Below are 10,748 nucleotides of genomic sequence, written 5' to 3' on the forward strand. Positions count from 1 at the left end.
GGAAGCTAAGCCCTCCAGCGCCGATGGTACTGCACTCGGGAGGGTGTGGGAGAGTAGGACGCCGCCGGACTCAACGTGAAACAGTAGGCCCACCCGGGATCGGGCGGGCCTACTGTCGTTTGTAAGGCCTCCCCGAGATTTCGAGCTGGAAGGGTTGCATCCGGTACTTGGGTACAGGCTTACCGTCGAACGGAGAGCGCCGATGGTGCTCCTTGTTCGAGGAGGTCAGGCATGTCTCTTCAGGTTCCGGACTCCTGCACCCTGCCGACGGCTGAGCAGCCGTTCCGGCTGGCGGAGTTCGATGAGCTGTTCGCTACCGCCGTTCGCGGTGTCGATGAGGTCGGCGCGACGCACGCGCGGCTGCACCTGACCGGGCCGGCCGGCCTGGCGGCGAAGGTGCGGGATCTGACCGCCCGGGAGACCGAGTGCTGCTCGTTCTTCACCTTCACCACCACGCCGGGGCCCAGCACCGATGGCGAGGCCGTGACTCTCGACATCGAGGTCCCGGCGGCGTACATCGAGGTCCTGGCATCCCTGGCCGAACGCGCCTCCGCGCTCTCCACCGGGGTGACGTCATGACCGCCGGGCTGCTGGAACTCGCCGAGGATCTCGGCCTTGACGCTGACACGCTCACCGAGCTGGACGCGGCCCGGTTGCAGGCCGTGGCCACCGCCTTGTCGGCCACGACGCATGACGGGCCGTGCGGGGAGAGCTGTGGCTGCGTCACCGCGCTGGCCGCGGTGGGCACGACCTACCACTTCCCGCACGCCGACACGTCGTCCGATGAGGCGTTGGCCTGCGACCTTGCCGCCGACGGCGGCGACATTCACGATCGGATCGGCGTGTGGCAACGAGTTCTCGGTCGCGCCGAGAGCCGAGACCCGCTGCCCGACACCACCGACGGGGTGTCGCTGCGGTTTCCGTTCGACGTCGACCTGGCCGGCACGCTGGGCCGGCTTGCCGCCGCGGAGTACCGGTGCTGCTCGTTCGGGAGCTACACCCTGATCATCGACGGCACCGGCCTGCGACTGGAGATCCGCATGCCCGCCGACGCGGCCGGCACCTTCGCCGCCGTAGTCGGTCTCCCGGACAACCATCAGCTCGACCCCGGCTCTCGCTCGACGGCGTTGGCGACCTGATGGAAGGACTCCGTACGGGCGAGGTCGCCGAGCAGGCCGGCGTCAACATCCAGACCCTGCGCTACTACGAACGCCGCGGGCTGCTCGCCGAACCGAACCGGTCGAACGGCGGGCACCGGCTCTATCCGGCGGACACGGTCGCCCTGCTGAATGTGATCAAAGCGGCGCAGCGGCTCGGGTTCACCCTCGACGAGGTCGCCGATCTGCTCGACGCGGGCCGTCGCCGCCATCCCAGCGCCGATCTGCGGCAACGCGCCATGGAGAAGATCTCCGAGATCGACCGGAAGATCGCCGACCTGACCGCCATTCGCGGAACCCTCACCGAAGTCGTCGACGCCCGCTGCGACAGCCTCACCAACTGCACCTGCGCCGATTGCCCGATCCCGTATCTGACCATCGCCACCACGCGACCTTCTGGAGAGCCCACATGAGCCGGCCCGTCACGCCATCGACTCGGACCACCGGCCCGTCGCCCGTAGCCATCGACAACGCACCGCCGCGCCGCAGCAAGATCACCGGCGGGCTCGCCGCAGTCGTGTGCGCCGCCTGCTGCGCGCTGCCGCTGCTGATCGCCGCCGGCATGCTCACCAGCGCGGGCGCCGCGATCCTGGAGAAGACGTTGCTCGCCGTCGCGGCCGTCCTGGTCGCGCTGGCCCTGGGCCTGTGGTGGTGGCCCCGGCGTCGCCCGGCCCAGCGCACGGGCGCAACGGCCTGCGGCTGCGGGAGCGCCGCCTGCGGCTGCTGACCTGCTCGGGGCGCCGGATCGGTGTGCCGAGATTCAGGCGACCCGATCAATATCTGATCACGTAGAAGTCAGTTGTCCTCGGCCTTGCCCAGGCGCCAATAACCCATGAAGGCGACCGACCGGCGGTCCACGCCGCACTCGGACACCAGATGGCGGCGGATGGTCTTGATGGCCGCGGCCTCGCCCGCCAGCCACGCGTAGAAGCGGCTGGCGTCGGTCAACGGCTCCGGGACCTCCCACAGGATGTCGTGGTCCACGTCCACGTCCTCCAGGTCCGTTACCGGAGTGCCGGCTACGTCGCCGAGCATGCGGCGGGTGGCCTGGCGTACGGCGGGAATCAGTTTTTCGCCCTGAGGGGCTCCGTTGCGGGGGAGCCAGGTGACGCGGACGTTGGCCGGGGCTGTCACGTCGGGCAGCTGGTCGCCGTCCTCGGGGACCTCCAGCAGGGCCTCGCCTCGGGCGTCGGCGGGGAGCTTGGCCAGGATCGAGGCGATGGCGGGTACGGCCGTTTCGTCGCCGCCCAGGAGCAGGCAGTCGGTGTGGGCCGGCGGGTGGAAGTCGATGCCGCCGTGCAGGCCGTCGAAGTCGGCGTTGGGGCCCATCAGGTAGGCGACGTCGCCCGGCTTGGCCTCGGCGGCGAACTTCGAGGCGGGGCCGGTGCTGCCGTGCAGGACCATGTCGACGTCCACCTCGTTGAGGTGGGCGCGGACGGCACGGATCGTGTACGTCCGGATCGGGTTGCGGTGCTCGGTGGGCAGGTCGCGCCACTCGGTGTACCAGTCGCCGCCGGTGGGCAGGTGGGTGAAGCCGACCTCGGGGAGCGCGGTCAGGAGCTTGATGCGCTGGTCGTAACCGTTGTCGGCGAACTTGTGGAGATCGTCGCCGGTGAAGGTGATCCGCACGAAGTTGGGGCTCAGGCGGTCGACCTTGCGTACTTCGACGGCGAAGAAACGCCACGACTGTACGGTCTCAGTCTGCTCAGCAGTCTGGGTCACGGGGGCCTCCTCAGACGCGCGCGGTCCCCACCGGTCCCGGCAAGGTATGGCTAACCTAACCTGAACCGGCCGGGAGCCACCACCCACCCCCGCCAACTGTGAGATCCGGGCCGCCCAAGGCTCAGTCAGGTCTCTCGTCGGTGTCGCCGTTCTCCTCGGTGGGGTTCGGCCTTGTCTCGGCTTCGGAGGCGGCAGCGGAGTTGTAGACGCGGGGCTGCGGGATGGCGGCCTTGCCGCTCGCCGCCGGAGGGCCGTAGACGACCGGCGGGGCCGAGGTGGGCCCGGCCGGCGAAGGGGTGCTCGAGGGGTCCGGCGCCGGCCCCGAGGTCCGACCCGCATCGGTGGGGATGTTGGGAACAGTCGCGCCGGAGCCCGGGTCGTGACCTGTGGCCGGGCGGGCGAAGGCAGGCCCGGTGGCGGTCGCCGCGGGCCGCCCTGGAGACGGGGTGCCGGGCCGTGGCGGAGGCGGAGTGCCGGGGCGGGCGGTAGGCGAGGTGCCGGGGCCGGCGGCGGGCGGAGTGCGGGGGCCGGCGGCAGCCGGAGTGCCGGGGCGGGCGGTAGGCGAGGTGCCGGGGCCGGCGGCGGGCGGAGTGCGGGGGCCGGCGGCAGCCGGAGTGCCGGAGCGGGCGGCAGGCGAGGTGCCGGGGCCGGCGGCGGGCGCGGCTCCGGAGGAAGGCCGAGCCCGAGCGGCCAGGCCCAGGGCCGGTGGAAGGGTTGCGGGGCCGAGGGCCTGAGTCGGCTGTTCGGCCGCGTCATCGTGCCCGGCGGAACGGCCCGGTCCGGCGGAGCTCGCGCCGGCGGACGGGCCTGAGCCGGCGGGACCTGGGGCGGCGGAACGGCCCGGTCCGGCGGAGCTCGCGCCGGCGGACGGGCCCGAGCCGGCGGGACTTGAGGCGGCGGAACGGCCAGGGCCGGCGGGATGGCCCATGGTGGGCAGCCGGGCGGGGCTGGGATCGCGGCTGGATGAAGGGAAGCGGTCAGCGGTGGGGGCTGGAGCCCGGCCGGCTCGGGTGCGGGGGATCAAGCCGCCGCGGTGTTCGGGGACGGCTATGAGGACTGCGGCCACGGGGGCGGCGGTGGCGGGGGTCAGTTCGGCCGCCACGCGGCGGGCCGTTGAGCGGGTCAGGCGGTCGAAGTCGGCTACCAGCAGGACCAGGTCGCTCACCGCGGCCAAGGCTACGGCGTCGGCCACGTGCAAGGCGGGGGCCGAGTCGAGGACTATGACGTCGCATTCGGACTTCAGCTCTCGGAGCATTTCGCCGAACGAGGCGGCCAGCAGGTCGGGGGCGCCCTCCTGGTCGGGGCCGGCGGCCATCAGGCGCAGGTGGGGGACCGGGCCGTCCCGCAGGGCCGAAGCGCCGGAGATGTCGCCGGTCAGGATGCCGGTCAGGCCGCGGTCGCGGGACAGGGCGAACATCTGGTGCAGGACGGGGCCCCGGACGTCGGTGTCTATCAGGACCACGCGGCGGCCGGACTGGGCCAGGGCTATGGCCAGGTTGGCGGCGGTCGTGCTGCGGCCCTCGCCCTCGTGGGCGCTGGTCACCAGGACCGTGGCCGGGCCCTCCAGGCAGGCTTCGAGGCGGGCGCGGAGGTAACGGTACGACTCGGCGTCGGCCGAGGCGGGAGACCGCAGCAGTACGGGCAGTGGGGCGCCGGGGCCCCGGGAGCGGCGGGCGCGCGGGATGGTGGCCAGCACGGGCCAGCCGGTGAGGTGTTCGAAGTGGACGCGGCCGCGTACCCGGTCCCGGGAGCGCCATCGGGCCAGGACGATGCCGGTCAGCAGGCCGGCGGCGGCGCCGATCAGCGGGTACAGCCACCGTGGCAGCCAGGTCACCGCGGTGGCCGAGGTGGCGGGGGTGACCAGGGTAGCCGAGATGCCGGACTGGGAGGTGGTGGCGTTCCGGTAGGCCAGATACTGCGCGGCCACGGCCTGGGCCCGGGTTCGGGCGGTGGGTGCGGTCGAGGAGTCGTACGTGATGGTGAATGAAGTTCCGGCCTCGGCGGGGGAGACGCGGAGGCCGTCGGCCAGGGTCTGCTGGTCGATGCCGAGGGAAATGGCGGCGGGGCGCAGGACGGCGGCGGAGCGGGCGATCTCGCTCTCCGTGGCGGGATCGGCGGGGACGGGTGTGATGTTGGTGCGCAGGCGCGGCTGGGCGACGATCGTGGCCTCGGCGCGGTAGCGGGCCGGTTCGAGCAGGCTCAGGCCCCAGGCGCCGGCCGCGAGCACGATCATCAGGAGCAGGGTCCAGCCGCCGTACCCGCGGATCAGCCGTGCGGGTTCGCTCGTCGTCGCCATCCGGGCCGTCCTCCCGTCATGCCGCCTGATCGGAGCCTAGGACGGACCGTTACGGGCCGCTACCGGAAAACACGGGAGAGGCGGCCCGAAGTGGCGCCGGGCGGGAGAAGGGAGGTTGGCGCAGATCGATGTTAACGGGAGATTTCGGGTGGGGTGTGGACACGGGTTTACGCGGCATCTAGGGTGAGCGATACCGCCGACAATCGAAGCGCTTCGACGATCGGGAACCCGCTTGGGCTGAGTGGGTTATCCCGTCGTTCCTCCGAATGCCATCCTTGGATGAGGAGAATTGCCCATGCGAAGGCGTTTCCTGACCGTCGTGGCCGCGGCTCTGCTGGTCGCGCCGACGGTTCCTGGGGTCGCGCACGCGGGACCGTCCTATCCGTTCCGGGATCCGCGGCTGCCGTTGCAGGCGCGGGTCGACGACCTCGTCGGGCGGCTGACGCTCGACGAAAAGGTCTCCCTCCTTCACCAATATCAACCGGCCGTTCCGCGGCTCGGCATCGACTTCTTCAAGACCGGCACCGAGGCGCTGCACGGCGTCGCCTGGTCGACCGACATCGACAACAACGGCGCCGTGGTCACCGCCGACGGCACCGCCTTTCCCCAGGCCGTCGGCCTGGCCAGCACCTGGGATCCCGACCTGATCAAGCGGGTGGGCGCGGCCGTCGGTGACGAGGCCCGCGGCTTCCACGCCGAGAACCCGCGCGTCTTCGGGCTCAACCTGTGGGCGCCGGTGGTCAACCTGCTGCGCGATCCCCGGTGGGGGCGCAACGAGGAGGGCTACTCGGAGGACCCGCTGCTCACGGGGGCGATCTCCACGGCGTACGGCAAAGGTCTCCAAGGTCCTGACCCGGCCCGTCTCAAGACCGCGCCGACGCTGAAGCACTACCTGGCGTACAACAAGGAGACGTTGCGCGACACGACCTCGTCGAACGTGCCGCAGCGCGTTCTGAACGAGTACGACCGGCAGGCGTTCAAGCCGGCGCTGACCGCGAACGCGGCGACCGGCGTGATGGCCTCGTACAACCTGATCAACGGGCGCCCGGCGACCGTCGACCCCGACCAGGCGACGCTGCTGCGCGAGTGGGCCGACTACCCGCTGTTCAACGTCAGCGACGCGTGGGCGCCGAACGGCCTGGTCCAGTCGCAGAAGTACTACGCGACGCAGGCCGAGGCCGACGCGGCGGTGATCAAGGCGGGACTGGACAGCTTCACGGTCGACGACACCAACGCCGTGCCGACCGTGACCGCGGTCAAGCAGGCGCTGGCCCAGGGGCTGCTGACCGAGAAGGACGTCGACGGTGCGGTCGGGCACGCGCTGAGCATCCGTTTCCGGCTCGGCGAGTTCGATCCGGGCGGCGGGCCGTACAGCAGGATCGGGGCCGAGGTCATCGACAGCCCTGCCCACCGCAAGCTCGCGCGGGAGACCGCCGGCGACGCCATGGTGCTGCTGAAGAACAACGGCCTTCTGCCGCTGAAGAAGGACAGGACCGCGGTCATCGGGCCGCTGGCCGACACGCTCTACACCGATTGGTACGGCGGGAAACTGCCGTACGAGGTGACGGCGGCCGACGGCATCGCGGAGCAGGCGACGGCGACCGTGAACAGCACGGGCTCCGACCGGATCGCGCTCAAGCTCGGCGACCGCTATCTGGCCGGTGGCCCGGACGCGGCCACGGTCACCGCCGCGAGCGCCACCGCCGAGGCACAGTTCGACGTCGTCGACTGGGGACAGGACATCCTGACCCTGCGCAACGCCGGCAACGGCAAGTACCTCGGCAACACCAACGGGGTCTTCACCACCCGCGACGACCAGCCCAACGGCTGGTTCGTGCAACAGCAGTTCAAGCTCGAGGAGCAAGCCGGCGGCACCTTCGCGCTGCGCTACGCCGGCTACGAGACGCTCGAGAGCTGGTTCGGCCCGAACAAGTACATCACCGTGGACGCCGACGGGAAGCTGACGCTGGGTTCGCCCGACGCGGCCGGCGCGGCCCACTTCACGCGTGAGGTGCTGCGCAGCGGCGTCGACGAGGCGGTCGCGGCGGCCAAGAGCGCCGACACGGCCGTGCTGGTCGTCGGCACCAACCCGTTCATCAACGGCCGCGAGGCGCACGACCGCACCTCGCTTGCGCTCGGCGCCGGCCAGGAGGCCCTGGTCAAGGCCGTGCTCAAGGCCAATCCGCGTACGGTCGTGGTGCTGCAGACCAGCTACCCGGAGACGATCAACTGGTTGCAGGACAACGTGCCGGCGATCGTGTGGACCACCCACGCCGGCGCCGAGACCGGCCACGCGGTCGCGGACGTGCTCTACGGGGCCCGCAACCCGGCCGGCCGTCTCACCCAGACATGGCCGGCGTCGCAGGACCAGTTGCCGGCCGACCTCGACCAGTACGACATCATCTCGACCGGGCAGACCTATCTCTACAGCAAGCAGAAGCCGCTCTACCCGTTCGGATACGGCCTTTCGTACACGTCTTTCAAGTATGGAAAGCCGGAGATCAGCAAAGATGGAATCCGAATCAAGGTAACCAATGTCGGTCAGCGTGACGGTGATGAGGTCGTGCAGCTCTATACACATCAGCGCACCTCACGTGACACCACTGCCGTCAAGCAGTTGCGCGCGTTCGACCGCGTACATCTGAAGGCCGGGGAAACGCGGACCGTGACTCTTCCGCTGAACAAGAATGACCTGGCTCGATGGGATCAGACGCGCGGCCGATGGATTGTCGAATCGTCCGACTACGACGTTCTCATCGGCGCCTCCTCCGGCGACATCCGGCAGCGGGTGACATGGAAGGTCAAGGGTGAGACCATTCCGGCCCGTGATCTCTCGCGGGTCACCCGGGCCGAGACATTCGACGCGTACGCAGGGGTGAAGCTGCTCGACGAGAGCAAGCCGGCCGGCACCGTGATCGGCGCGACCGCGCCCGGACAGTGGGCGGCCTACAAGGACGCGAATCTGAAGAACGTCCAGTCCTTGACCGTACGCACGTCGGGCTCCGGCACGGTCGAGGCGCGCCTCGGATCGCCCACCGGGCGGCTGATCGGCACCGCGACCGTTTCCGCGACCGGCGACGTCTACAGCTATTCGGCGACGACCGTTCCGGTGGCCCGGACCAGCGGGCGCCACGACGTTTATCTCGTCCTCGGCGAAGGGGTGCGTTTGTCCCAGTTCTTTATTCGGTGAGAGGGGAACCCGCCCGTCGGCTTGGTCAGCCGGCGGGCGGGGCCATAAAGGCCAGGGGCCATAAAGGCCAGGGGCCGAAAAGGAAAGTAGGATCGGGCGAACCAGGGGGAGGGTAGATGCCGACGATCAATGATGTGGCGCGTGCCGCCGGTGTCTCGCCGAGCACGGTGTCGTACGTGCTGAGTGGCCGGCGCCCCATCTCCGCGCAGACGCGCGAACGGGTGCAGGCGGCCATCGCCGAGCTCGGTTTCCACCCGCACGCCGGGGCCCGGGCCCTGGCCAGCAGCAAGACGAACGTGCTGGCGCTGGTCGCGCCGCTGCGGCTCGACGTCAACGTCCCGGTCATCATGCAGTTCGCGACGGCGGTGGTGACGGCGTCGCGCACCCACAACCACGACGTGCTGCTGCTGACCAAGGACGAGGGCACGGCCGGCCTCGAGCGGGTCGCCAACAGCACGATGGTCGACGCGCTCATCCTGATGGACGTGGAGCGTGAGGACGTACGCCTGCCCGCGCTGCGCCGCCTCAAGCAGCCGTCGGTGTTGATAGGGCTTCCGAACGACCCGCTCGGCATCGCCTGCGTCGACCTCGACTTCGCGGCCGCGGCCGGTGAGGCCCTGCGCCACCTGGCCTGGCACGGCCACCGCAGGATCGCCCTGGTCGGCCCCTCGCCGGCCGTCTACCGTCGCGGCACCACCTACGCGGAGCGGTTCCTGACCGGCTTCACCGAGGCCTCGGAGTCCCTCGGCCTGCGGACCCTGGCGCACCCGTGCGAGCCCGACGTCGAGGGCGTACGGGCATGCCTGGACGACATCGACGCGCAGCTGCCCGGGGCGACGGCCCTGGTGGTGCACAACGAGGAGTCCCTGCGGCCGCTGCTCGACCTGCTGCGGGCCCGCGGCAAGAGGGTGCCCGAGGACATCTCGATCGTGGCGATCTGCCCGCGCGACGTGGCGATCAACATGCCGCTGCCGCTGTCCTCGGTCGACATCCCGGCCCACGACGTGGGCGGCCTGGCCGTCGAGACAGCGATGCGCCTGCTCGACGGCCGCGGCATAGAGCCGGTCCGACTGCTGCCACCCACCTTGGTCGAACGCGACAGTTGCGCCCCGCCGGCGGGCTGACCGTCAGCCGTGCTGGATGTGGCGGCCGGTGCGCCAGACGTGGCGTAGCCAGACGATGGCGACGATCGTGATGAGGATCGTGCCGCCGATGGAGAAGAGCGTGAACAGGTGCGTCTGTTCGCTCGTGGGCTGGGGGATCCAGCCGCGCTCGAACAGGGACTGCTGGCGTGAGCTGCTGGTCAGCACCCAGGTCAGGTAGACGGCGATGCCGTGCATCGAGTCCCAGAGGGCGTGCAGCAGTGCGACGCCCAGGTAGCCGAGGATCAGGCTGCCGGTCAGCCGGAAGTGCCGGGGTCCCGAGGCGGGGGAGCGCGCGGCGGTGGCGAAGAGCAGGCCGCCCAGGATGGCGGTCCACAGGCCGTGGCCGAACGGGGCCAGCAGGCCGCGCAGGATCTCCGTCTCGACCAGGGCGCGCAGGGACAGGCCGTCGACCGTGATCAGGGCGTTCAGCGCGTAGCCGGCCGATTCGAACGCCGCGAAGCCGAAGCCGACCGTGGCGCCCAGGACGACGCCGCTGCGGATCGACTTGCCGGCCAGGTGACGGGTGAGCAGCCACAGGGCGGCCAGCTTCACGCCCTCCTCGATCAGGCCGACGCCCACGAACATCCACACCGAGGGATGCAGCAGGTACGTCTCGAGGACGGAGGCGCCGAGCACGCCGAGGATGCCGCCGACCACGAAGAGACGGAACAGCGCCTCGACCGTGATGACCTCGTCCCGCTTGCCGTACGCCCAGGCCACGAAGGTGACCGGCACGAGGAAGCTGCCCAGCAGGACCAGGGTGGGCACGAGGTTGGCGTTGGCGGTGGCGAAGGTGACCGCGACGGTCGCCAGCCACAGGAGCAGGCCCGTGATCAGGATGATCGCCCAGGCCGGGCGCCGGTGGGCGGACGTCACCGGGGTCGTCGCGGCGGCGGAGGTCGAGTACGTCATGCCGTCAGGCTGGCCTTCTCCGGACGGCTCGGCTTCCCCCGGAGAAGGTGAACTTCGATGGCCGGCCGTCATGGGGCGAGCCGGGCAGGGATCATTGGGAGCGTTTCCATCCGTGATGGGCGTCTCTCGATCACGGTCCAGGAAATCTCTTCGTCACACCGTTGACATCTACGCGCGGCCGGGCCTAGCGTCACCGGAAAGTCCCGTCGGGGGGGGGGGGGGGGGGGGGCGGGGCGGGGGGGGGCGGGGGGGGGGCCCCCCGGCCGCGGGGGGGGGGGGGCGGAATGGCGGGGGGCCCCGGGGCGGGGGCGGGTGTGTGGGCTCGG

At 70.9% G+C, this 10,748-nt stretch carries 9 protein-coding genes; 6 read left to right on the forward strand and 3 right to left on the reverse strand.

What is annotated here, in order from left to right:
* Window positions 1-231 precede the first annotated feature (231 nt).
* The 4 genes from ACFY36_RS47830 to merT are packed head-to-tail and all read left to right on the forward strand — an operon-like array spanning window position 232 to window position 1,884.
* Complete coding sequence (locus ACFY36_RS47830) at window positions 232-579, forward strand: hypothetical protein (protein WP_499752577.1); 348 nt, start codon at window positions 232-234, stop codon at window positions 577-579.
* Window positions 576-1,139, forward strand: coding sequence for a hypothetical protein (locus tag ACFY36_RS47835; protein WP_499752578.1), 564 nt, complete (start codon window positions 576-578; stop codon window positions 1,137-1,139). The genes ACFY36_RS47830 and ACFY36_RS47835 overlap by 4 nt, the downstream gene beginning before the upstream one ends.
* Window positions 1,139-1,570 (forward strand): MerR family transcriptional regulator, encoded by a 432-nt coding sequence (locus ACFY36_RS47840; RefSeq protein ID WP_499752579.1) that lies wholly within the window; start codon window positions 1,139-1,141, stop codon window positions 1,568-1,570. The genes ACFY36_RS47835 and ACFY36_RS47840 overlap by 1 nt, the downstream gene beginning before the upstream one ends.
* On the forward strand, window positions 1,567-1,884 hold the full coding sequence (gene merT, locus ACFY36_RS47845) for a mercuric ion transporter MerT (RefSeq protein ID WP_499752580.1): 318 nt from the start codon (window positions 1,567-1,569) through the stop codon (window positions 1,882-1,884). The genes ACFY36_RS47840 and merT overlap by 4 nt, the downstream gene beginning before the upstream one ends.
* 68 nt (window positions 1,885-1,952) lie before the next feature.
* On the opposite strand, the gene ACFY36_RS47850 is transcribed toward merT, so the two are convergent.
* Both ACFY36_RS47850 and ACFY36_RS47855 read right to left on the reverse strand, forming a co-directional pair.
* Window positions 1,953-2,879, reverse strand: coding sequence for a siderophore-interacting protein (locus tag ACFY36_RS47850; protein WP_499752581.1), 927 nt, complete (start codon window positions 2,877-2,879; stop codon window positions 1,953-1,955).
* A 121-nt stretch (window positions 2,880-3,000) separates the two neighbouring features.
* Window positions 3,001-5,175, reverse strand: a complete 2,175-nt coding sequence (locus ACFY36_RS47855; protein ID WP_499752582.1) for a nucleotide-binding protein — start codon at window positions 5,173-5,175, stop codon at window positions 3,001-3,003.
* Between the two features lie 295 nt (window positions 5,176-5,470).
* Between ACFY36_RS47855 and ACFY36_RS47860 the strand changes: the two genes are divergently transcribed.
* Together ACFY36_RS47860 and ACFY36_RS47865 are read left to right on the forward strand one after the other, a co-directional pair.
* Window positions 5,471-8,365, forward strand: coding sequence for a glycoside hydrolase family 3 protein (locus ACFY36_RS47860; protein ID WP_499752583.1), 2,895 nt, complete (start codon window positions 5,471-5,473; stop codon window positions 8,363-8,365).
* Window positions 8,366-8,481: 116 nt separating this feature from the next.
* Window positions 8,482-9,489, forward strand: coding sequence for a LacI family DNA-binding transcriptional regulator (locus ACFY36_RS47865; RefSeq protein ID WP_499752584.1), 1,008 nt, complete (start codon window positions 8,482-8,484; stop codon window positions 9,487-9,489).
* 3 nt (window positions 9,490-9,492) lie between these two features.
* Here the strand turns inward: ACFY36_RS47865 and ACFY36_RS47870 are convergent, their stop codons facing one another.
* Window positions 9,493-10,422 (reverse strand): PrsW family intramembrane metalloprotease, encoded by a 930-nt coding sequence (locus tag ACFY36_RS47870; protein ID WP_499752585.1) that lies wholly within the window; start codon window positions 10,420-10,422, stop codon window positions 9,493-9,495.
* Window positions 10,423-10,748: the final 326 nt, after the last annotated feature.

Origin of the sequence: Actinoplanes sp. NPDC000266, assembly GCF_042899005.1 — a bacterium.
GTDB lineage: Bacteria > Actinomycetota > Actinomycetes > Mycobacteriales > Micromonosporaceae > Actinoplanes.

Coding starts and splice junctions, on each gene's coding strand:
- ACFY36_RS47830 (WP_499752577.1), top strand. CDS start 232: ATGTCTCTTCAGGTTCCGGACTCCTGCACCCTGCCGACGGCTGAGCAG.
- ACFY36_RS47870 (WP_499752585.1), bottom strand. CDS start 10,422: ATGACGTACTCGACCTCCGCCGCCGCGACGACCCCGGTGACGTCCGCC.
- ACFY36_RS47835 (WP_499752578.1), top strand. CDS start 576: ATGACCGCCGGGCTGCTGGAACTCGCCGAGGATCTCGGCCTTGACGCT.
- ACFY36_RS47860 (WP_499752583.1), top strand. CDS start 5,471: ATGCGAAGGCGTTTCCTGACCGTCGTGGCCGCGGCTCTGCTGGTCGCG.
- ACFY36_RS47855 (WP_499752582.1), bottom strand. CDS start 5,175: ATGGCGACGACGAGCGAACCCGCACGGCTGATCCGCGGGTACGGCGGC.
- ACFY36_RS47840 (WP_499752579.1), top strand. CDS start 1,139: ATGGAAGGACTCCGTACGGGCGAGGTCGCCGAGCAGGCCGGCGTCAAC.
- ACFY36_RS47865 (WP_499752584.1), top strand. CDS start 8,482: ATGCCGACGATCAATGATGTGGCGCGTGCCGCCGGTGTCTCGCCGAGC.
- merT (WP_499752580.1), top strand. CDS start 1,567: ATGAGCCGGCCCGTCACGCCATCGACTCGGACCACCGGCCCGTCGCCC.